The 20,626-nt window shown below is 39.0% G+C and carries 24 protein-coding genes and 1 pseudogene; 19 read left to right on the plus strand and 6 right to left on the minus strand.

Going from position 1 to position 20,626, the window contains the following annotated elements; genetic code table 11:
- Positions 1-34: 34 nt before the first annotated feature.
- The 5 genes from CD004_RS09680 to CD004_RS09700 all read left to right on the plus strand — a co-directional run bounded on the left by CD004_RS09680 (position 35) and on the right by CD004_RS09700 (position 2,949).
- Positions 35-481 carry a DUF4275 family protein gene (locus tag CD004_RS09680; protein WP_102262570.1) on the plus strand — a complete coding sequence of 149 codons (447 nt, stop codon included), beginning with the start codon at positions 35-37 and terminating at the stop codon, positions 479-481.
- A gap of 2 nt (positions 482-483) precedes the next feature.
- The gene (locus CD004_RS09685; RefSeq protein WP_102262571.1) at positions 484-921 is read left to right on the plus strand and encodes a hypothetical protein; all 438 of its coding nucleotides are present in this window, start codon (positions 484-486) and stop codon (positions 919-921) included.
- A 45-nt stretch (positions 922-966) separates the two neighbouring features.
- On the plus strand, positions 967-1,566 hold the full coding sequence (locus CD004_RS09690; protein WP_102262572.1) for a group-specific protein: 600 nt from the start codon (positions 967-969) through the stop codon (positions 1,564-1,566).
- A 44-nt stretch (positions 1,567-1,610) separates the two neighbouring features.
- On the plus strand, positions 1,611-2,222 hold the full coding sequence (locus CD004_RS09695) for a hypothetical protein (RefSeq protein WP_102262573.1): 612 nt from the start codon (positions 1,611-1,613) through the stop codon (positions 2,220-2,222).
- A 166-nt stretch (positions 2,223-2,388) separates the two neighbouring features.
- Positions 2,389-2,949 (plus strand): hypothetical protein, encoded by a 561-nt coding sequence (locus tag CD004_RS09700; RefSeq protein ID WP_102262574.1) that lies wholly within the window; start codon positions 2,389-2,391, stop codon positions 2,947-2,949.
- 168 nt (positions 2,950-3,117) lie between these two features.
- On the opposite strand, the gene CD004_RS09705 is transcribed toward CD004_RS09700, so the two are convergent.
- Positions 3,118-3,468 (minus strand): DUF2200 domain-containing protein, encoded by a 351-nt coding sequence (locus tag CD004_RS09705; RefSeq protein WP_102262575.1) that lies wholly within the window; start codon positions 3,466-3,468, stop codon positions 3,118-3,120.
- A 140-nt stretch (positions 3,469-3,608) separates the two neighbouring features.
- On the opposite strand from CD004_RS09705, the gene CD004_RS09710 reads away from it, so the two are divergent.
- The 5 genes from CD004_RS09710 (at position 3,609) to CD004_RS09730 (ending at position 7,616) form a co-directional block, all read left to right on the plus strand.
- On the plus strand, positions 3,609-3,881 hold the full coding sequence (locus tag CD004_RS09710) for a hypothetical protein (RefSeq protein ID WP_102262576.1): 273 nt from the start codon (positions 3,609-3,611) through the stop codon (positions 3,879-3,881).
- A 300-nt stretch (positions 3,882-4,181) separates the two neighbouring features.
- A complete protein-coding gene (gene ggt, locus CD004_RS09715) occupies positions 4,182-5,951 on the plus strand; it encodes a gamma-glutamyltransferase (RefSeq protein ID WP_102262577.1) in 1,770 nt (589 codons plus the stop codon).
- A 156-nt stretch (positions 5,952-6,107) separates the two neighbouring features.
- Positions 6,108-6,746, plus strand: a complete 639-nt coding sequence (gene trhA, locus CD004_RS09720) for a PAQR family membrane homeostasis protein TrhA (protein ID WP_102262578.1) — start codon at positions 6,108-6,110, stop codon at positions 6,744-6,746.
- 33 nt (positions 6,747-6,779) lie between these two features.
- Complete coding sequence (locus CD004_RS09725; RefSeq protein ID WP_102262579.1) at positions 6,780-7,337, plus strand: GNAT family N-acetyltransferase; 558 nt, start codon at positions 6,780-6,782, stop codon at positions 7,335-7,337.
- A gap of 99 nt (positions 7,338-7,436) precedes the next feature.
- Positions 7,437-7,616: a hypothetical protein gene (locus CD004_RS09730; protein ID WP_102262580.1), complete on the plus strand. Its 180-nt coding sequence runs from the start codon at positions 7,437-7,439 to the stop codon at positions 7,614-7,616.
- 225 nt (positions 7,617-7,841) lie between these two features.
- Here the strand turns inward: CD004_RS09730 and CD004_RS09735 are convergent, their stop codons facing one another.
- Positions 7,842-8,276 (minus strand): hypothetical protein, encoded by a 435-nt coding sequence (locus CD004_RS09735; protein ID WP_102262581.1) that lies wholly within the window; start codon positions 8,274-8,276, stop codon positions 7,842-7,844.
- 219 nt (positions 8,277-8,495) lie between these two features.
- Here CD004_RS09735 and CD004_RS09740 point away from each other — a divergent pair, with 219 nt between their 5' ends.
- The 3 genes and pseudogenes from CD004_RS09740 to CD004_RS09750 form a co-directional block, all read left to right on the plus strand.
- A complete protein-coding gene (locus CD004_RS09740; RefSeq protein WP_102262582.1) occupies positions 8,496-9,404 on the plus strand; it encodes a proline dehydrogenase family protein in 909 nt (302 codons plus the stop codon).
- A 157-nt stretch (positions 9,405-9,561) separates the two neighbouring features.
- Positions 9,562-10,425: a nitroreductase family protein gene (locus CD004_RS09745; protein ID WP_102265055.1), complete on the plus strand. Its 864-nt coding sequence runs from the start codon at positions 9,562-9,564 to the stop codon at positions 10,423-10,425.
- A gap of 120 nt (positions 10,426-10,545) precedes the next feature.
- Positions 10,546-11,010 (plus strand): annotated as a pseudogene (locus CD004_RS09750) (IS1595 family transposase); the annotation flags it as partial.
- Between the two features lie 36 nt (positions 11,011-11,046).
- On the opposite strand, the gene CD004_RS09755 reads toward CD004_RS09750, so the two are convergent.
- The gene (locus CD004_RS09755; protein ID WP_102262583.1) at positions 11,047-11,721 is read right to left on the minus strand and encodes a hypothetical protein; all 675 of its coding nucleotides are present in this window, start codon (positions 11,719-11,721) and stop codon (positions 11,047-11,049) included.
- Between the two features lie 703 nt (positions 11,722-12,424).
- Here CD004_RS09755 and CD004_RS09760 point away from each other — a divergent pair.
- Positions 12,425-13,351, plus strand: a complete 927-nt coding sequence (locus CD004_RS09760; protein WP_102262584.1) for an ABC transporter ATP-binding protein — start codon at positions 12,425-12,427, stop codon at positions 13,349-13,351.
- Positions 13,348-14,439: an ABC transporter permease gene (locus tag CD004_RS09765; RefSeq protein ID WP_102262585.1), complete on the plus strand. Its 1,092-nt coding sequence runs from the start codon at positions 13,348-13,350 to the stop codon at positions 14,437-14,439. The genes CD004_RS09760 and CD004_RS09765 overlap by 4 nt, the downstream gene beginning before the upstream one ends.
- Positions 14,440-14,736: 297 nt before the next feature.
- On the opposite strand, the gene CD004_RS09770 is transcribed toward CD004_RS09765, so the two are convergent.
- From CD004_RS09770 to CD004_RS09780, 3 genes are all read right to left on the minus strand, one after another.
- Positions 14,737-15,378, minus strand: a complete 642-nt coding sequence (locus tag CD004_RS09770) for a pyridoxamine 5'-phosphate oxidase family protein (RefSeq protein ID WP_102262586.1) — start codon at positions 15,376-15,378, stop codon at positions 14,737-14,739.
- A gap of 149 nt (positions 15,379-15,527) precedes the next feature.
- Complete coding sequence (locus tag CD004_RS09775; RefSeq protein WP_102262587.1) at positions 15,528-16,034, minus strand: PadR family transcriptional regulator; 507 nt, start codon at positions 16,032-16,034, stop codon at positions 15,528-15,530.
- 173 nt (positions 16,035-16,207) lie between these two features.
- Positions 16,208-16,942 carry an SDR family NAD(P)-dependent oxidoreductase gene (locus CD004_RS09780; protein ID WP_102262588.1) on the minus strand — a complete coding sequence of 245 codons (735 nt, stop codon included), beginning with the start codon at positions 16,940-16,942 and terminating at the stop codon, positions 16,208-16,210.
- A gap of 392 nt (positions 16,943-17,334) precedes the next feature.
- Here CD004_RS09780 and CD004_RS09785 point away from each other — a divergent pair, with 392 nt between their 5' ends.
- The 4 genes from CD004_RS09785 to CD004_RS09800 all read left to right on the plus strand — a co-directional run bounded on the left by CD004_RS09785 (position 17,335) and on the right by CD004_RS09800 (position 20,621).
- Entirely contained in the window at positions 17,335-18,273 is a 939-nt protein-coding gene (locus CD004_RS09785; protein ID WP_102262589.1) for a DNA/RNA non-specific endonuclease, read from the plus strand.
- A 229-nt stretch (positions 18,274-18,502) separates the two neighbouring features.
- A complete protein-coding gene (locus CD004_RS09790; RefSeq protein WP_102262590.1) occupies positions 18,503-18,805 on the plus strand; it encodes a helix-turn-helix domain-containing protein in 303 nt (100 codons plus the stop codon).
- A 24-nt stretch (positions 18,806-18,829) separates the two neighbouring features.
- Positions 18,830-19,066, plus strand: coding sequence for a hypothetical protein (locus CD004_RS09795; RefSeq protein WP_102262591.1), 237 nt, complete (start codon positions 18,830-18,832; stop codon positions 19,064-19,066).
- A gap of 400 nt (positions 19,067-19,466) precedes the next feature.
- Complete coding sequence (locus CD004_RS09800) at positions 19,467-20,621, plus strand: hypothetical protein (RefSeq protein ID WP_102262592.1); 1,155 nt, start codon at positions 19,467-19,469, stop codon at positions 20,619-20,621.
- The last annotated feature ends 5 nt before the right edge of the window (positions 20,622-20,626 follow it).

The raw sequence follows: 20,626 nt of genomic DNA on the forward strand, positions 1-20,626 counted from the left end.
TGATTAGGAAGGCATGTAAAACAGGAGGCAATGCATGGATTTCTTTGACAAACTAAAAAGCAAAAAAATACAAGTCAGCAAGACAGAAGACTTCGGTTATGATTTGAGACACAAGTGGGAGGCTGCCTTTGCATCACATTTAAGTCCTAAGGGAAAAACGCAGATATTTCTTCATGATAAAGGTGGAGCAAGCGGTTATTTGTGGCATTTGTTCAGCTATGAAAAAAGAAAATGCGAAAAGGAAGAACAAGCAGAGCAGGCATTCGAAAAACAATACAAAGATACTTGCCTGATTTTCTTCCAGCATTCAGATGAGGTATGGATGGTAAAGGATGCATCGGATCTGAAGGCAAAAGACTTATTGATGACCGATGGTGAATATGCGGATCTATATATTGTCGATCGTGACTATAAATGGACATTTGTCGTCACTCATGAAAAAGGATGGATTGGTCCGTTTTTTTGCAGGAGGGGTAAGTAGGTATGTTCATAAGAAAACTAGTCTCCGCATTAGGAGCAACAATGATGATGGTGATTCTGTTCTCGATCCTTGATGAATCTGGGGTGGGGCTGTTTTTAGGAATGTACATACTGCCAATCATCTTAATCTATGGAATTCCGTCTTCGTTCTTATCTGATCTTCTCACGCGTAGGACAGGCGGGGTAAAAAGATTGGCTGCTGCAGGATTCCTTCATGTTTTTCTCGGGGCGCTATTTGTTGCTGTACCGACTTTTATATTTGATGCTGAAAACGGTAACTGGATAAATAGTGTATGGAACAACAGCTTCTTCTTTTTTACCGCTGTGGTGTCGTCCTTCATCTTCTGGTGCTTTGATGAAGCAATCAAAAGTGACTGGTTTGATCATTTAAGAGGGAAATGTCTTGGAATTTTAAAAAGGATTGGGGATATGAGAGTTTAGTCAGGTGGGATTCAACTCAATTAAAGGAATAGGGAGGTTAGTAATATGCAAGAACATTACCATAGTGGGTTTGAAATGGAAGTCAATGCACCTCACTCATTAAATTATTTAATGACTATTCAAAACATATATGTAAACAGCAAAAATAAAGATAACGAAAGACCTTCGTTTCCATATGTTGATAGTTCAAATTGGGGGCTTCTAGAGGAAAATTTTGAAGAGACCTTTGTTGAAGTTTGGAAAGAAGCAGTCAATAAAAATTCCATAGATCATATGTATGACCATAATGGAGTACTACAGATTGATAAAGACCTATATCGAAAGTTGTTTAAGAACAATCAGAGTGGTTCATTCGGCTACTCAGAAAGTGTAAAGTTCTTTTTAGCATGGTGGGACGGGTTTCATGGAAAGATCGCCATTGAGGCAGTGTTTGATCATGACAAAATGGAGAAGGTCTATAAAGAGTTAGGTTCATCGATAAAAATCGATAAACGCTTAAGAATCCATTTGGTCTATGACAAAACCGTGTTACCTGGCAGAAGTGAACGTTCATGGTATGCAGTGGTGCCTATCGAAGATGTGTTTATAACTAAAAATCGACCAGAGTTGCTAACAAAGCTATTAAAATGTTGTGAGGATATATAGTTGATTAATACTGTGATAAAAATGATAAAAAGGTGAGAAAAAGTATGAAGATAGAAGTTGGATATTTGCCAGAAAACTATTTTAGTGGGCACTTTCCATTTGAATTGGATGGAGAATACAAATATTTGGTTGAAATTGATCCCTGTGAATCGGATCCCACTGTTTTTTATTCGGATTGGATGAAGGAATTAAATCAGTTTCCGATTTATGCTGTTGTCACTCTTGATCTTTATTATCAGGAGGAAATAAATGGGTTGATCGCAAAATATAAAATAGACCATTCAGTGTTTTTAATAGGGAATGAATCATACAATAAATTTATTTTGCGAAATGAAGAGCAATTTCGTGTTCTTTTCCCATATTTTTATGCTAGTGGCAGTATGAACGATCTAGCTGTGTGGTCACTCCAGAAAGATATTTTTAGTGTTGATCGAAGAAAAGTAAATACAATATTTAGACGAAAAACAATGGATGTATTGGTGACTACATTTGAAAAGGATACAACGTTATTTTGGATATCGTATGATGGAGATGGTTTAGATATCATTTCAAACCATCAGATCTTCCGAACAATGGAGGATATTGAGAAAACTCTACCTAAGGGCGTAGAAATGGTTGTAGTTGAATATGATAGCGATGATGATGAAATTGAATAAAACAATCTTATACAATAACGAGGGCAAGAATTAGAGACGCTGCGTTCTTTTTTTACTTGTTGTACTAACGGTGCTGATTAGTTCCATAATAAGGATATTATCTATTAATGTTGAAAGTTCATAATTGATGAGGTCTTTATATAGAAAGGATAATAAATCAAAATCTATGCAAAAATACTTGGTGAAAATTAGGAGGTTTATTCCAATAAAACTGAAGAACTTGTATTTAGTTTTCCTAGCTATTGTAGGTATAGTTAGCTTTATAGTTTGGTATTCCGTACCAAAAGAAATCAATCAGGCATTTGACGGAATTGTTTACGGAGTTGGAAGTAAAAGCAATCAAATAAATAAAGAAGTTACAATTACAATTAAAGGTAAATTGTATAAAAAAATTTTTAACCAAGATCGATTTAAAGGAACTATTGATATAAAAGGAGAGGTGCCGTCAAATATAATACTTGATAAGAAACAAGTTGAAGTTGTTTTTATTGAAAACGGAGGTTCTTTATTGGTCGGGGGTTCCCCCTACGGCTTTCTTTATATAAACAAAGATTTTAGTGAACTATCCATTATTGTTCATGAACTCATTGAATCAGGAAGAGATAATGCTTCATATAGCTGGGAGCCTGAAGACGGGCTGTTAATATCTGGACCAGCAAAAAGTAGGAAAGAAGCATTAAACATATCAAACAAATTAATAGGGGACCTACTAAAACCACTAGAATAGAAGCACATTTGCAAGAGTTAATACTCCTAAATGAATAATTCACGAACGGGTGCATATCTTCATTAAGCTGAAATGCACCTGTAATTAAAGAAGAGTTATTAGAAATGGTATTTAGCTAGTTTGTATAAAAAAACACCGACCTTTAAATATAAGGTCAGTGTTAATCTATTATTTCCTTAAAATCTTCTCCATCTTTTTTCCCTTTGCCAGCTCATCAATCAGCTTGTCGAGGTAACGAATTTCCCTCATGGTTGGTTCTTCGATGTCTTCTACTCGGACTCCACATACTACACCTTTTACTAAGTTCCTCGAAGGATTCATTTGAGGAGCTTCTGCGAAGAAGGTCTCAAAGTCTGTCTGCTTTTCCAGTATTGCTTCTAACTCTTCCTGGCTATACCCTGTCAGCCAGGTGATGATTTCATCGACTTCTGCTTTACTACGTCCTTTTCTTTCCGCCTTATTTACGTAATGTGGATAGACACTTGCAAAACTCATTGTATAGATTTTATGTTTGCTCAAGATCCAAACTCCCTTAGAATTGTTTTCTTCATTATAGTACGAAGCATTGGCGTGTTCAAATGTGTTTTTATTGCCGAATTCAAAGGAAATAGCCATTTAGAGAAAGAATATTAATGCATATGAAGCAGGGGGTGTGGTTGATGGCTAAGACAGTGTTTTCCAACAAGGGAAGTAAAATTCCCAGAACCTTTCTCGAAGGCAGCTCTTTTTTTCGTATGCTCCGCTTTGCCTTCTTATTATTTCTTTCCTTCTTATTGGTATATATCTACTATCTGTATCTCACAGGCAATCTTCAAAAAACCATTCTTTATGTCTGGTCTAATCACCAGCAAGTCATCATTGCCTCATCGATTTTCATTGCTTATACAGGGATTATTTTTCAGTTGGGTGTTTGGAGAGGGAGAAGAAGGTAGCAGGATTTTATATTGATTAATGAGTGGAAACAAGGTAATCTTGTGCTTCTTTTTATCGGGAGTATGCAAGAGTTCTGAAATGCTGCTGATTAATTCTTCAAGGAATCAATTCCTCAATGCGATCAAACTTCACACGTCATCATTCTTTTGTACTATCCATTTCCATGCCTAATTTACCCCTTCTGTTAAAACAGCTAGTATTATAGTTTCAAAATTAAGAAAATTCGGTTAAATATTTGCTATTACTCTTCTATTTCCCCTACCATAATATTGAAATCAAATTGAATAGGAGGGATTGATATGAAAAACTTCTTACGTACCGGGCTGTTTGCATTGCTCAGTATTTTGTTGCTGTCCGGCACAATGCCTGCAGCAGGACTGGCTAAAAAACCCCAATTCAGCTACGACCAGTACAGCCAGGTGGATGTGGGCAAGGATGGAATGGTAGCAACAGCCCACCCGCTAGCATCAGAAATCGGCGCTGAGGTTCTGCGCAAGGGCGGGAACGCGATTGATGCTTCCGTTGCCATCCAGTTTGCGCTGAATGTAGTAGAACCGATGATGTCCGGAATCGGCGGCGGTGGTTTCATGATGGTTTATGATGGAAAAACAAAGGAAACCACAATCGTGAACAGCCGTGAGCGTGCTCCTGAGGGCGCGACGCCAGACATGTTCCTGGATGAAAACGGGAAGCCAATTCCTTTTTCAGAACGGTCAACCGGGGGTACGGCAGTAGGAGTGCCCGGCACACTTAAAGGGCTAGAAACAGCTCTTGAAATGTGGGGAACACGTCCACTACAGCAGCTGATTGGGCCATCCATTAAGCTAGCAGACAAGGGGTTCCCAATTGACTCAGTGCTTGCAGACGCGATTGCCGATAATCAGGACAAGTTATCAAGATCAGCAGCAGGTGAGGTTTTCCTCCCTGACGGAAAGCCGCTTCAGGAGGGAGATGTCCTTGTTCAGGACGACCTGGCTAAAACCTTCAAGCTTATCCGTTCACATGGTGCTGATGCGCTATATAAAGGAGAGGTTGCAGAAGCAGTTGCAGATGTTGTCAATGATTTCGGTGGATCGATGACTCCTGAAGATTTGGCAAAGTATGATGTAACAGTTGATGAGCCGGTTTGGGGAGACTATCAGGGCTACGAGATTGCCAGCATGCCTCCGCCAAGCTCAGGCGGTGTCTTCCTGTTGCAAATGCTGAAAATACTGGACGATTTCAATCTGTCCCAATATGATGTCAGATCCACTGAGAAATATCATCTCCTGGCCGAAGCCATGCATCTTGCCTATGCTGACCGAGCTGCATACGCTGGGGATCCTGAATTCGTCAATGTTCCTGTGAATGGATTGCTCCACCCTGATTACATCAAGGAGCGCCAGGAACTGATCAGCTTGGATCCTGTTAATCAGTCTCCAACAGCAGGTGACCCTTGGAAGTATGAAAATTCTGAGGCGAACTTTACACCAACAAGCCAGCCAAATGACAGGAAGTATGGAGAAACAACTCACTTTACTGTTGCTGACAAATGGGGAAATGTTGTTTCCTATACAACAACAATTGAACAGGTTTTCGGAACGGGCATTATGGTGCCTGGGTATGGCTTCATGCTGAACAATGAACTGACTGACTTTGATGCAGTACCTGGCGGTGCGAATGAAGTTCAGCCGAACAAACGTCCTTTAAGCAGCATGACACCGACCATTGTTTTTGAAAACGGTGAACCAGTCTTGACGGTTGGATCTCCTGGAGGCCCGACCATCATTACCTCCGTGCTGCAGACCATTATCCATGCCATCGAGTATGATATGGAGCTTAAGGAAGCAGTTGAGGAGCCAAGAATATATACCAACAATCTTAATTCTTACCGTTATGAAGACGGTATCAGCGCTGACACGCTGAGCGAACTGAATGCCATGGGCCATAAATTTGGTCCAAATCCGACAACCATCGGCAATGTCCAAAGCATCCTGATCGACCGAGAAAATGGCACTTTTAAGGGAGTCGCCGATTCAAGCAGAAATGGCGCGGCTATTGGAGTTGATCTAAAAGGCAACCGAAAATAAACATGAAGAAAGGAGCGGGCTTTTCCGCTCCTTTTTCATATGATTCCTTTCTCTTTCCTTCAAATCCTTTCAGTTATTAAAGTCATAAGTGATATACTAATGGTCTAATATAATAGAAGAAATGGATTTGTTATATACAGAAAAGGAGTCAACAGTATGGCCAATGTACATATCTTTACGAAGAGAGAAGAAATCGCAAACGCGGTCATCCATGGAATCGGGGGGTTATTAAGCATCGCAGCCCTTGTCATCCTGATCGTGTTCGCTTCCCTGTACGGGACAGCCTGGCATGTCGTGAGTTTCACCTTGTTCGGTGTTACCATGGTACTGCTATACACATCTTCAACTCTCGTCCACAGCTTCCCACCCGGCAGAGCAAAGGACTTTTTCGAAATCATGGACCACTCATCCATCTATTTCTTTATTGCCGGTACCTACACACCGTTCCTTTTCATTGCAGTAAAAGGGGCATTAGGATGGACTCTGTTCGGGGTCGTCTGGGGACTATCCATCGCAGGAACAGTCTTCAAATCGCTGTTCGTCAAACGCTTCTTGCATACATCCACAGTATTATATGTCGTGATGGGCTGGCTGATCGTATTTGCCTGGGGACCACTGACAGAGAATGTATCCTCACAAGGACTGATATTCCTGGTAATTGGAGGTGTCCTGTATACAGTAGGAGCCATCTTTTACGTCTGGCGCGGGTTCCATTACCACCATGCGATTTGGCATGTGTTTGTATTAGCTGGATCGATCATGCACTTTTTTGCGGTTTTGAGTTTGTTGCCATGAAATCGCTAAAATGGAAGTTTGGAGGCAATCAGAATGCTTGATGTGAATATTAAAAGGCCAAAAACTGAAGACCGGGAACAGTTGAACGACTTTTTTAAAACGGTGATCACGGATACCTTTATGAAAGAAGGTATTGGTGATCTACTAGATGATATCAATGAAGAGATTGAAGTGAAGAAAAAATACTTAACTAGTGATTTTGAAAGCAATGGTGAGGAAAGATATTTTTTAATAGCATTCTATGGTGACAAAATTATTGGATCAATTGAATTTGGCCCAGCAAATGAAATCATAAGAAATGTTTCAGATCCTGCTTTTGAAGAACTTGTCGAGGTAGGTACAGTATTTGTCCATCCTGACTATCAAAGGAATGGAGTAGGAAACTTACTATTGAAGGCAATGTATGAAATATTGCTAAATAACGGAATAGAAGAATTTTGTCTGGATAGTGGATATAAAAGTGCGCAACTTATCTGGAAAAAGAAATTTGGAGAACCAGAAATCTTATTAGAGGATTACTGGGGTGAAGATTTTGATCATATGATTTGGAGATTAAGGGTCAGTGAAATAAATGACTCAGCTCCAGATTGATCTCGTTGGTTTTTGTGAGAAAAGGAATTTAGTGGAAAGCTTGATAAAAAATACAGCCAGGTAGTTAGATAGGATAATAAGAAAAGAGAGGCGTAATCAATGGAAGAGATAAGAGTTCTCCCAGAACCTGATCGTTATGCCATATGTGCCAGGGAAGACGAATCCATAAAGAAATTTTATAAGGATGTATTTGAAGTAGTCTATATCTTTTTCCATCCATTTATCAAACCAGTATCCATCGATCCCGACCTATTTTATGCTGATGAGATTGTAGATTAATTTCATATGATACAACATTGTGAACAAGTATCATGATGTCCTGGGTTTTACCTCATCCGGAGTGACCATGGTGCCGTTATATACATCCTCAACACTGCTCCACAGCTTTTCTCCCGGTAAAGCAGTCATTGACCACTCATCAATTTATACTTAATTGCTGGCACCTAAACTTCATTCTTATATTACTCAATTTTCAGCTCTATTCCCTGCCTAGAGACATTCTTCTTAATTTGAGTTAAGTTCACGCTCAAATTCCTGTATCCATTTATAATCCAAAGGAGCATTCACTACTTCGTAAATTCGTGTTGATGCAACGATATCTCGCTCGAAAGTATAAATCTCAAAATCTCCGTTTTTGTAGACTATGCGAAGGGTAAACTGTTCGCTTGGATCATCAGAGGACCAACCCTCTTTCATCGTTAGTCTTACTTGATATTGATTTAAAAATTCAGCAAGTTTTTTCTTTTGTTCTTGGCTTACTTTGGGAATTTCAACCTCAATCCCTTCGATTGCTCTTTCACTTTCATCTGTTGTCAAAAGAATGCGATCAACTTGATAAATATTAACTACATCACCTAAGTCCTTTACACGGTATATATAGAAGGTAAAAGATATAGCAATGATCAGGATTAATGCAGAAATTAGTACATATTTCTTCAATATGACACCCCCAAGCTTAACAATTTAGAGTCTAAAAAAAAGATTTTTATTTCAGTAATTACAATATCCATTTCTCTACCCAATCCAAAAATCCTGCTTTCACTAAATCGCTTTCAATCCAAAAAATTTAAAGAGTATCAAAAAAGTTATTGTAAAAAGGAAAAGGGTATCTACCATATAAGAAAGCTTCCCAATATAAGACAGAAAGGAAAATGTGCAGTGGCTATAGCGAGAGATTTTTTCATGGCGTTGTCAAAAAATCAGTTATTAAATGCTAGTGCAAAAAAATGGGGATTTAAACTCGGGGCGGGAAAAGTTGTTGCAGGAACGGACACAGATGGAATGATCCAATCAGTGAAGAATTTAAACTCTCACGGTATTAGTGCTACAGTAGACCATCTAGGTGAATTTGTTTATTCTGAGAATGAAGCAATAGAGGCCAAAGAGAATGTCCTAAAAACATTGCAAGCCATTAAACATTCAAATGTTGACGCACACTTATCAATTAAATTAACGCAGCTGGGATTAGATGTTGATCAAGACTTTTGCCTGAAAAATATGCAGGAAATAATGAAAGCCGCAAAAGAAAACGGAATTTTTGTGAATATAGATATGGAAGATTACAGTCATCTCCAAATGACCTTTGATATAATAAAACAGCTACAAGTTGAATACGACAATATCGGTACAGTCATTCAAGCCTATCTCTTCAGGTCTGAAAACGATATTGAAAATTTAAAACATATGCGGCTTAGACTCGTAAAAGGCGCATATAAAGAAAATGAAAAAGTATCTTTGCAGAAAAAAGAAGAAATTGATAAGAACTATCTTCGACTAATCAAAAAGCGACTGGAACATCCAGGCTTCACATCGATCGCCACACATGATCATAATGTTATAAATGAAGTAAAACAATTTGTGATGGAGAATGATATCCCGAAAGATAAGTTTGAATTCCAAATGCTATATGGTTTCCGGACAGATATGCAGCTAGAACTAGTAGAAGAAGGATATTCCTTCTGTACCTACGTTCCATATGGACATGACTGGTATGGATATTTCATGAGAAGACTAGCAGAACGCCCACAAAACCTGAACCTAGTTTTGAAGAGTTTAGTGGCGAGATAATATGCTTGAGGATGGAAAGGAAGATGGGGAGAAGCGGGGGACGTATCCTTTGCATTTTGTTTTGTATTCCAACATTGGAACATGGCAAGGATGTTCTGGTTATTCTGTTTGGAAGCATCAGGTACGTGCCCTTGTCTCCCGGTATAAGAGGTGCATAATGAGTAATAGAAAATCGGTTATAGAAACGATGAAAGGTCGTCAATCGATCAGAACATATGATACAAAAAGGCTATCTGAAATGGATTACAAAAGGATCAAAGAATACATAGCAGCTGAAGATAATTTGATAGGACCTTTTGGCAATAAAGGCCGAATAGAACTTGTTCAGATTACCAACAATGTATCAGAAAAAGGAATCAAGCTTGGAACTTATGGGTTTATTAAAAACCCGCAGGTCTATTTGGTCGGTCTGTGTGAAAATAAGAAATACTCCTTGCTGGAATTCGCCTTTACATTTCATAAGCTGGTGATTTACTTGACTGAGCTTGGACTGGGAACTTGCTGGATGGGCGGCACCTTCAGCAGGAATTCCTTTGAAAGAGAACTTCAGCTTGCAGAAGGAGAGTTTATTCCATGTATCACGCCATCGGGCTATCCTCAACAAAAGCAAAGAGTTTTCGATAAAGCACTGCGTTATGTAGTAAAAGCTGATAATAAAAAACCGTGGAATCAGTTGGTTTTTGACGGGAATTTTGCAAATCAGCTTGATAAAGCAAATGCCGCACAATTTGAAATTCCCATCGAGATGGTCAGGTTGGGGCCTTCTGCATCAAACAAGCAGCCATGGAGAATAGTATTGTCGGAAGACCGGCAAAAGTGCCATTTTTATATCGAGCATACCCCGAATTACAGCACAAGGCTGGGATATGATATGCAAATACTCGATATTGGCATTGCGATGGCTCAGTTTGAGTTAGCATGCGATGAACTGGAAATTAAGGGTCGGTGGGAAGTCGCTGACCCCGGTCTAGAGCTTCTGAACAGTGTGACAGAATATATGGTTAGCTGGATGCAGGATTAAAAAGTTAAAATACCTGGACTTGCCAGGGTTTTTCATGAACTCTTTGTCATGAAAAATTGAGCTGGAAAAATCACTGTAAAAGCATACATTGCTCCTTTTTACAAATCGCTACAAAAGATGAAAAAAAGGGGGATTTCTGACCTTGCCGTTGTCGTTGCTCAAGACAGAAACCGTAATATGATTGCATTGAAAGCGGGAACAGGTCGGGTAAGAGCTGAGTAAATTGATGCTGTAATTGGAAAGTACATTGACCTAAAATCATTACTTTGCACTGACACAGCTACGAACTATAAGAAATTTGCGAAGTTGAAAGGATTGCAACAAGAGACTATCAACGACCGAAAGAAACAACGTGTCAAGAAAGGCATTTATCATATTCAGAACGACAACAACTTCCATAGTCGGTTAAAGACTTGGTTGAGACGCTTTCAAGGAGTAGCCACCAAGTATTTAGATAACTACCTTTGGTTCAGGTGGTTAGAAATAGACAAGCATTTGTCCTTTGAAAAACAGGTAGAGAAAATGCTTATTTCATCGTGCCAAAAATCGAATAAAACCACGGTGGAAATTTTAAGAGTAGTTTAAAAGGACCATAAATTTATGGTCCCGACCCTCACTGAACTATTTAAGTTTTTTAATCTCTAGAATTCTCCATTTTTCTTCTTTATCTAAATCGAATCCAATAGGCGAGGATTTATTTTCCTTCAATCCCGTTGCTTTGGTCATTACAAATTGATAAGCATTATGTTCGTTTTGAACGGAATTAAAAATGAGAATAATTTTCCCCTTTTCCGTTCTAAATTCACTAAGGTTTCCAACTACGCTAGGTTTCCATTCAAATCCTAGCCCGTCAAAATTGAAAAAACAAGGGCAATTACCTTCAAAGTCAAGATTTGAGTAAGTTACATTAGTACCATCAAAGGCTATATAGTTAATTGCTTGAAAAAATGTTTTCGCTGCCTTATAGGAGTTAACTGTGGTAATCGCATCATTAAAATCTTGGTATTGAATGAACGATTTTAATTCTTTAACTTCCTCTTTTAATTGAGAAATGTGCTCAACTAATTGTTTATTTTCGTTTTGCAACCGTTCCGTCTCGGTAGAACTCTTTTGATTTTGTTTCTCTAAGCGAGACGCTTTTTCTATTAGTGTATTTTTATCATTTTGAAGGTTATTTACCAATCGAGAAATGTCAAAGTAGTCTAAAACGAATATCGTGCCAAGAACTAGTAAGATGATAAAAGCGTAAGTTTTAAAACCTCTCTTCAATTTAATACCTCCATTCCAAGTAATCATCAATACGCATCCTATCTATACGAAAGTAAAACACGAAAGTTACAGAATATTTAAAGTTAGTTTTTTAAAAAACATCCTCAAAACAACAAACTTTACGAAAACAGCGTTACAAATAAAGACCATTTATAACACATAGCTCGAGGGTTAAGAAACGCAGGGACATATCTGGTTAAGGAACTTCCCCATTAATCTATAATTAGTCAGAGACGGCAATCTGTCGTCTTTTTTTGCATGAACAAAAAATTTAATCAAATGAATTATGCAAAACGAATTCCTAGTGTAGGCATTCCCGAAACTTAATATAATAGAAGATACTAATCGAAACGAGCATCAATACCGGTGTTTCTAATATATCGTATGTTTTACCGACCATGGTCTTGCTCTGCATATCCTCAGCACTCGTCCACAGCTTTCCATTTTTCCTCCGGCAAAGCAAAGGACGTCTTTACATTTTCCATCTATTTCTTTATAGCTGGTACATATAAGATTTCTATTCATTGATGTAAAAGGAGCCCTGGGATAGACTCTTTTTTGAATCGTATGGGGACTTTCAATTGAGACGAGATCTTGAAGGGTTACAGAATTTTTTATGGAATATTATTAATCTAATGGGTAATTGAAAAAACATTATGCTGACCCACATGGAGTTGCTGGAAAAAAAGAAATCAAAAGAATCATAACTGCCATTCAATGGAGGCTTGTCATGAGTAATGAGAGTATAGTAGATGTAAAAGAGTTGAAAAAACGATACGGCAGCTTTACTGCTGTAAAAGGAGTATCCTTTCAGGTCAAAAAAGGAGAAATTTTCGGTCTGCTCGGTCCTAATGGTGCTGGCAAAACGACGACCATTGAAATGTTAGTTGGCCTCAGAAGGCCGGACGAAGGCACGGCAACACTATCGGGCTTCGATGTGATGAAAGAAGTGAACAAAGTCAAAGAAGTGATAGGGGTACAGCTGCAGTCGACTTCCTTGTTCGAACTATTAAAGGTAGAAGAAATCCTACATTTATACGGAAGCTTTTATCCGTCTCACGTGGACATCAATGGACTAATCGGCGATATGCTGTTGACCGAGAAGCGGAATGACAGAATCAAAGGACTATCAGGCGGGCAAAAACAACGTCTTGCCATTGCGCTTGCACTGATCCATGACCCAGACATAGTATTTCTCGATGAGCCAACGACCGGGCTTGATCCACAGGCAAGAAGGACTCTTTGGGACATTGTCCTCCGGTTGAAAGAGCGTGGGAAAACCATCATCCTCTCAACGCATTATATGGATGAAGCCCATGTTCTTTGTGACCGAATCGGAATAATGGATCAGGGCGAACTGATCGCCCTCGACACACCAACGAATCTCGTGAAAAAACTGCAGTCCACAAGCTCTGTGGAATTCCATTTGAGCAATCCACCAGAGCAAGATTGGTTTTTGAAAATGGACGGAGTCGAGGATGTGTCAATAAAAGACAACTTTGTCCAGCTGTATACGGATGATGTTCAAGTCACCTTGACCTCCTTGATTCATGCATCTGCAGAACATCAGTTCAAAATTGAGGATTTACAGACTCGCATAGCGACATTGGAGGATGTATTCATCCATATGACTGGAAGGAGCATCAGGGAATCATGAAAGCTTATTGGCAACTAACTCTGGCACAATTACGGATTTTTGCACGAAACAAACAGGTTTTGTTTTTCACCTTACTTTTTCCGATCATTCTGATGCTGGCCCTTGGAACTTTTGCCGGAAACGACAGTAATCTATCTCTATCAGTAGGACTGATCGACCTGGATCAAACAGATGCTTCAAAGAAATTAACAGAACGTTTTTACAAAAATGAGGGGCTTGAGGCGAAAAAGTTCAAAAGTGTCAAAAGCGGGAAAGAAGCTCTGAAAAATGGAGACATCCAGCTGTTCATGGAAATTCCGAAAGGATACGAGAGCAACCTGGAGGAGCAAAATGAACTCTCAACTCTGCCTGTCTATTATAATGAAAAAAATCTTACGACCTCAGAACTCGGTATAACGGTTGTGAACGGAATCATTGATCAATACAGCAAGAATCTTGCAGACTACGAACCGATCGTCACGATTGAAAAAGTGGGGATAAAAGCACTGACCATCCGTTATGTGGACTTCCTCGTTCCAGGAATTGTCGCCATGATGATCATGAGTAACAATATGAACGGAGTCGCCGGCCAAATCTCCGCCTGGCGTGAAAGAGGTATTTTGCGAAGAATGCAAGGAACGAGACTGAAAGCCTCCACCTTCATCGCCGCACAAATTACCGCCCGCCTGCTGCTCAATGGAACCCAGGCACTGCTCGTTGTCCTCATCGCTCATTTCGTATTTAGCATTAATGTAGCGGGTTCCTGGCTTGCCATGATCTTCTTCATCATCCTTGGAACACTTGCCTTCATGGCACTAGGTTTCATTATCGCCGGAATCGCGAAAAACCCTGAAAGCGCTGGCCCGATTGCAGGGTTCATCACTTTCCCGATGCTGTTCCTAGGAGGAGTGTTCTTCCCGATTAACAATATGCCAGACATCATCCAGCCGATCGTGAAAATCCTGCCAATCGCCCATTTGAGCTCCGCATTGAGGGAGACGATGAACCTCGGTACGCCTTTCCTCCAATTAGGGACAGAAACCCTGGTCCTCAGTGGTTGGTTGATTGGCGGATTCATCGTGGCAAGTTATGTGTTTAAGTGGGAGTAGGAAAGTGATATGGTGTTTTCGCACTCTAGCAAAATACATCCGTGTATCTGCTTGTCTCATTAGAGTTATAGATTTGGCAGGGGGATATTACCTTTGCTTACTAGTAAATATAAGCAAGAAGAAGCTGAACCAGGTAAGGTGCAGGTTCAGCTTCTTAATGTTACCGAGGGAAATGAAATATCGATGAATGAATAACTAAGATCTTGATCACCTATAGTTCCTCTTCAAAATGTATCCGGTTACTATGGGAGGCACATAAATATGTTACTCATCTCTATTAACCTTTAATAATTCCAGTTAGTAAAGCCTGTTAGTATAACCTTCTTTTAACTCCCTTGCCACTTGTTCAGCAGAAACATTTGGAATCTTAGAGTGAGCGACTAACATGTTGGGAACGGAGGGAAGAACCTCTTTGTCGAGCCATGAATCAGGGTTCCATAATCCTGATCTGATAAATGCTTTCGCACAATGGGCATAACATTCTTCAACTTCTACTAAAATACCAAACAAAGGTGCTTTTCCATTCACAGCACTTTTCTCGAGCAGTCCAGGATCACGACTAATATATGCTTTTCCGTTAATTCTTAATGTTTCACCTAATCCAGGGATGAGAAACAGCAGTCCAATATTAGGATTAGTGATGATATTATGGACAGAATCCATTCTTCGGTTTCCTGGCCGTTCAGGAATAAACAAATGCTGCTCATCAAGGACCGTTACAAACCCGGGAGCATCCCCACGTGGTGACACATCACATTGACCGTTTATATGCGAAGTGGCCAATGATAAAAACGGGGATTTCAGAATGAAGTTTCTGCAATGTGCATCAATAAATGAAATGACTTTATTGGCTGCACGTGGGCTTGGATTTCCGATTGAGGAACGAAACTCTTCATATTCTTCTTGAGTAGAAATAATATGTTGATCATTTTTGGTCATGGTATCACCTTTCACAATGGAATATATACCAATAATACCATTTAATTGGTGTGGGAGATTCAGTGAATTTAAGGAAGCGTAGAATAAAGGTATTTTACGAAAAGAGCCAAAAAACAAAATAAGAGTTAGAGGACAAAATACACGTTCTTCTAACTCTTTTTTATTTTTCCCAAAAGGTCTTCTAACCATTTGATATAAAGCTCATTCGTTTCTTTGTAATGCCTGTGAATCAATTGAGGGAGCTGAGCTGGGTATTCTGTCTGTACCGAATTTTCTTCCTGCAGCTCGATGATCCAGTTTTGAATGTTTTTCTGTATTTCATCCAAGTTTGATGAATGGATGAAAAGGGTGGCGGGATAAAGTGAGCGGGGTTCCTTCAGCCTTTGTTCAAATACGAGCTGAATTTCTTTTGATAATTGAATTTTTCCTTCATCCGTTATGGAATAGACAGTCCTGTTCGGACGATTATTGACTTTCTCTTCTTTTTCCGCTGTCACCCACTCATGCTTTTCAAGCTTTCTAATTGCATGATAAATGTTCCCATCTGTCACTGGGAAGAGGTGGTCCCACTTATTTTCAATAATGGTTTTCTTCATTTCATATGGGTGATAGGATTGATCCTGTAGCAAGCCTAAAAGAACAATCTGGATTGACATGTATTTCACTTCTTTCCGGATATCATTAGTGCCTTCTGGCAAAATAAATGGGTTTTAGTCCCATTCATTCTACCTAGATGGATTTTTCCAGTCAAGGATATGAGCGAAGGGGTTGAGGACAAACAAAAAGCATGGTTTCGTGAACCATGCTTTTTGTATGGAATTAATTTAACTTATTGGGCAGAGAAACCACCGTCAATGACCAGTTCAGCCCCTGTGATGTAAGAAGCATCATCTGAAGCCAGGAACAATACAGCGCGTGCCACGTCATCAGCATGACCAAGTCGTTGCAAAGGTGTGGCCATAATCAAGCGCTGTACAACCTCACTGGATTCTGACAAGTTTTCCGTCATAGGTGTTTGGATAACACCAGGGAATACAGTATTCACGCGAATTCCAAATCTGCCATAGGCCGTGCTTGCTGCACGGGAGATGGATCGAACGGCACCTTTTGATGCGGTGTACGTATTCACTCCCAAACCAACCATCGCGGTATAACTTGAAATATTCACAACAGCACCTTTGTTTTGCTTCACCATATGTGGGAGCACATGCTTCATGCCAGCAAACGGACCAAAGCCATTAATCCGCATCATCAAATCCCAATCTTCAATCGTAGTTTCGTCCATCTGCTTTTCAGTTGAAATACCGGCATTATTGATCAGGATATCAATTATTCCATGATCAGCAATGATCTCATCCACTGCCTTTTTCCAATCATCCTCAGACATTACATTCAACAATTTACCCTCAATTGATTCATGCTGACTGACTATATCAAGCAGTTCCTTATTAATATCAGCGGCAATGACATAAGCCCCTTCTTCAACAAAGAGCTCAGACATTCTTTTTCCCATACCTGAAGCTCCACCAGTAACTAGAACAATCTTATTATCAAATTTCCCCATTGAAAATCCTCCCCTTTGGTTTGTTCACTCATATTATATAATGATTATTACTTTGCGCAAAGTAATATGTTTTTCCAATATTAGCAAAAAGATGTGATGGTGGTTTTTTATTCTGGCAGGTACACTTTACACACTATGAAGCCGTTGCATTGGAGAGCAAAACACTTGGGGGAAAAGGCTTTTTTGTGGTTTGATGTCATAACTTTTTAGGGTTAGATTCGATAATTTCTCCTTAAGACTTTAATGAAATCTAATACTTTACACTTCTAACAAAGGATTTGTTGATATAAAGTTAATATTGGAATTTACTATTTACAATAGGTTAATAACGTTAATTTATGTTACCATTTTGAGATATAAACAATATGAAACTTTTTTAGGAGAGTCCTGAAATGAAACAAAAAATGAATTATTTCATTTTACTCTTAACGACCATCTTCATTGTTGGTTGTACCAGCGTAGATGATCCATCCAAAACAGATGGAAAAAAAGATTCACAAGAAGTAACTACAGTTAACACAAACGAAGATCGTGAAAAAGAAGAAGCGACCAATACGGTGGATGATGAACAAGCAGCAGAGGAAACAGCAACCAACCCCCATAATGAACTGTTCCCTGGATACAAGCTTATTGAAGTTGATGGTGGTGATTTGTCTGGGTATCGTGAACCAAACGTCGTCGTTGACATTGGTTTTGGAGACCGGGAATATTGGGCATTTACCAATGAATACGGGCAACTAGTACGTGTCATTGCTGACGAAATCATTCTCCAAGATGACCGTAACGAACCTGTATTATCTTCTGGCAGATACTACTCTGATGAAGCAAAGGTTCCCGGTGTCGTAAGTGACGTTTTAGATGAAGGGCATGTGATTGCTGATTCTCTCGGAGGGGTATCGAATGCATACAATATTACCCCTCAAGATAGCGCACTCAACCGACATGGTGATCAAGCTTATATGGAAGAAGTGATCCGTAAAGCAGGCGGAGCCACTCATTTTGAAGCAATCATCACATACCCGAATAAGCAAACGCAGATTCCTTCAAGTTATAAGTATACTTATACAATAATGGGTAACGAAATTGTTGATGAATTTGACAATGTGAACCCTGAGGTAGTAAATAAATCAACCGGTTCAACAGGAAGTAAGCCTTCCGATTCAACCAGTTCAAACACAAACGGTGATATTTCAAGCGTTGATACAAACGGTAATGGACAGGTGACGATTAAAGAAGCAAAAGCCGCTGGTTTCAGCATGCCGATCACGAGTGATCATTGGTTATACCCGTATATGGACGATCGTGATAATGATGGTACGGTTGGAGAGTAAGTCCCTAGAAAGTAGCCCAATTCAGAAATATAGATTGTTTGGAAAAACAGATTAAGGTGGCAGCCAAGCAGCCCCTTAACATAATACTGTTTAAATGGAGCGACAGCTATAGGTTGTCGTTTTTTTGTTATTCGGCATAAATGTTGGACAAGGTAAACAAATGGTCATTATAGTGCGTGGTTAGCACTTTCCCTTAGGTATCTAATGGTTGTAAAAAGGAGTAACCGCCTTGGAAGAGAAACAGCCCATTAGATTCGGCCATAAACTAAAAATGTTACGTAAAAAACAATTCCTAAGCCAAGAAGATTTAGAAGAATTAAGCAAACTTGACAGAAAATACATAAGCAATCTAGAGAATGATGTATCCAGTCCGACGCTATCTACATTGTACAAACTAGCCGCAGCATTCGGCATAACATTTTTGGAACTCGCTCAGGAAATAGATGAAGTAGAAGAAAACCAAAATTACCTTATCAGCTCCACAAAAGAAGTTGAAGATATAAAGGCTATGCAAAAAAATAAGAAGCGGTAGATTCCTATCCCACTGGAGGTAACTATGCAGACCATAGATTTTATTGATCGAAGAGTTTCCCGGTTCATGAATGAGTATAACGATGAGATTGAGATGGAAATCATTAAGTATCCAGATCATTACAAAGTAGTTGTTACGATATGTCAGGAGGAGCTACCGTTTAAGGATTTTATAGGTATTGGGACCGATCGGAGGAGTGCGAGGAGAGCGGCTAGGAAGGCTTTAAAAAGTGTATATTTTGAAGCGTATAGTGAGGAATAGAATAACTAACCTATTTAGGCTATACAAAACGTTGCACAATTTGTAGTCGCGTCAAGAATTAAACTATGATAAATGTTAGAGCCTTATCCATTTTTGATGGATAAGGCTTTTTTAAGTAGAGACAGTTCACTAATGTAATGATTCAATTCACCATTGAAACACAATTGCGTAACTGTGTCTCCAATAACCTCGTTCAGAAAGATTAACTATCACTTTTATTAAAGGGTTTCACATCCTTAACTTTATCCAAATAATCAATGTCGAACCTTGTAAAATATAGTAAAATATTAAGGTGTATTGTAATAAGCATGTATGTAGGAGGATAGAATGTAAGATTAATTTTAAGAGTTTTTAGAGATTAATAAAGTCTATTATATTGAACTTAGAAGGGGGTAATGAAATGACAGAGAAAGATTTATGGAAATGGATTCTTGATAATTTTTCTGATAACGGTGTTGCTTCGATTGGACGAAATCTCGGATTGAAAATTCCTGGATTTCGGCAGATCAATCCACAACTTAAAAATTTTAAAGTTTTGAGACCGAAACTTATAAATGAAGCACTTTCTCCAAATAACCTTAGTGATTTAAGGGGATTTTTTAATTCGGTAGCTGAGGGAGACGAGAAATTTTTACAGCATAGAGGGAAAAGTAAGGCAGAGTTACAATCATTAATGGAAGAAGAGATAACTCCTTCTATATTACTTAGTGTTATGCTCTCTAGTGATGATGAGAATGATATCAATAATGCTTTGGAGCTAGCTGAACAGTTGATTGAAGAAGGAAAACTCGATCAGATGGAAAAATATGCTGAGGAGAACTTCGGAGATGAAGAGGGGACCGAAGAAGAGGTAGAATCGAAACCTTTAGTAAAAGATGAAGACGTAATACAGCTACAGCAAAAAATTGCCGCGCTGGAAAAGAAATTAGTCAAATCTGAGCAAAAAAATGAAGAGTTAAAAGCAAAGTTAACCGACGTGCAGAATGCTCTTAACTCAGAGAAGAAGGCCTGGAAAGAAGAGAAGAAGGGACTTACTCAGGAAATACATACCCTAAAAAGTCAGCAGGGGGGATTAAAAAGTTCTGCAGAGTCAGCTTATGCTGAGAGAGATTCAATGGAGAAGAAAATGGAACAGCAAAAGGCCATCATGAAAAAGAAGGATGAGGAAATCTCAAGGCTGAATGCTGTAATCTTAAATTTTAAAACCCAGCAAAAGAACAATCTTGAAGAACAAAGTGTTGTAGCGGAATCTGTAAATGCAGGACAAGAACAGCTTTTAATACAAGAAGAGAACAGAATTAATGTTGCAGTTATCGGAGATCCAAAGAATTCTAGGGTGCAACGGTACAATAAATTTAACCTGAATATTATTGAGTCTTCGGATATCGAAGAAGAAAAACAAAAAGATATTGTAGAAGCAGCCGACCAAATCTGGCTTTTAACTTACAAAATTCCAAGAAGTGTTCAAAAGCGTTTAAAGACGGTTTTCAAAGATAGAGACACTCAGGAATTTGCTACTTTTATAGACTTAGAGAATCATATGCAGAAAGGGTAGATTCA

Source organism: Mesobacillus jeotgali, from assembly GCF_002874535.1.
GTDB lineage: Bacteria > Bacillota > Bacilli > Bacillales > Cytobacillaceae > Mesobacillus > Mesobacillus jeotgali.

Excerpts from the sequence above, each read along its gene's own strand:
- CD004_RS09680 (WP_102262570.1), top strand. The coding sequence starts at position 35 with ATGGATTTCTTTGACAAACTAAAAAGCAAAAAAATACAAGTCAGCAAG.
- CD004_RS09685 (WP_102262571.1), top strand. The coding sequence starts at position 484 with ATGTTCATAAGAAAACTAGTCTCCGCATTAGGAGCAACAATGATGATG.
- CD004_RS09690 (WP_102262572.1), top strand. The coding sequence starts at position 967 with ATGCAAGAACATTACCATAGTGGGTTTGAAATGGAAGTCAATGCACCT.
- CD004_RS09695 (WP_102262573.1), top strand. The coding sequence starts at position 1,611 with ATGAAGATAGAAGTTGGATATTTGCCAGAAAACTATTTTAGTGGGCAC.
- CD004_RS09700 (WP_102262574.1), top strand. The coding sequence starts at position 2,389 with ATGCAAAAATACTTGGTGAAAATTAGGAGGTTTATTCCAATAAAACTG.
- CD004_RS09710 (WP_102262576.1), top strand. The coding sequence starts at position 3,609 with ATGGCTAAGACAGTGTTTTCCAACAAGGGAAGTAAAATTCCCAGAACC.
- ggt (WP_102262577.1), top strand. The coding sequence starts at position 4,182 with ATGAAAAACTTCTTACGTACCGGGCTGTTTGCATTGCTCAGTATTTTG.
- trhA (WP_102262578.1), top strand. The coding sequence starts at position 6,108 with ATGGCCAATGTACATATCTTTACGAAGAGAGAAGAAATCGCAAACGCG.
- CD004_RS09725 (WP_102262579.1), top strand. The coding sequence starts at position 6,780 with ATGCTTGATGTGAATATTAAAAGGCCAAAAACTGAAGACCGGGAACAG.
- CD004_RS09730 (WP_102262580.1), top strand. The coding sequence starts at position 7,437 with ATGGAAGAGATAAGAGTTCTCCCAGAACCTGATCGTTATGCCATATGT.
- CD004_RS09745 (WP_102265055.1), top strand. The coding sequence starts at position 9,562 with ATGAGTAATAGAAAATCGGTTATAGAAACGATGAAAGGTCGTCAATCG.
- CD004_RS09755 (WP_102262583.1), bottom strand. The coding sequence starts at position 11,721 with ATGATTACTTGGAATGGAGGTATTAAATTGAAGAGAGGTTTTAAAACT.
- CD004_RS09760 (WP_102262584.1), top strand. The coding sequence starts at position 12,425 with ATGAGTAATGAGAGTATAGTAGATGTAAAAGAGTTGAAAAAACGATAC.
- CD004_RS09765 (WP_102262585.1), top strand. The coding sequence starts at position 13,348 with ATGAAAGCTTATTGGCAACTAACTCTGGCACAATTACGGATTTTTGCA.
- CD004_RS09770 (WP_102262586.1), bottom strand. The coding sequence starts at position 15,378 with ATGACCAAAAATGATCAACATATTATTTCTACTCAAGAAGAATATGAA.
- CD004_RS09775 (WP_102262587.1), bottom strand. The coding sequence starts at position 16,034 with ATGTCAATCCAGATTGTTCTTTTAGGCTTGCTACAGGATCAATCCTAT.
- CD004_RS09780 (WP_102262588.1), bottom strand. The coding sequence starts at position 16,942 with ATGGGGAAATTTGATAATAAGATTGTTCTAGTTACTGGTGGAGCTTCA.
- CD004_RS09785 (WP_102262589.1), top strand. The coding sequence starts at position 17,335 with ATGAAACAAAAAATGAATTATTTCATTTTACTCTTAACGACCATCTTC.
- CD004_RS09795 (WP_102262591.1), top strand. The coding sequence starts at position 18,830 with ATGCAGACCATAGATTTTATTGATCGAAGAGTTTCCCGGTTCATGAAT.
- CD004_RS09800 (WP_102262592.1), top strand. The coding sequence starts at position 19,467 with ATGACAGAGAAAGATTTATGGAAATGGATTCTTGATAATTTTTCTGAT.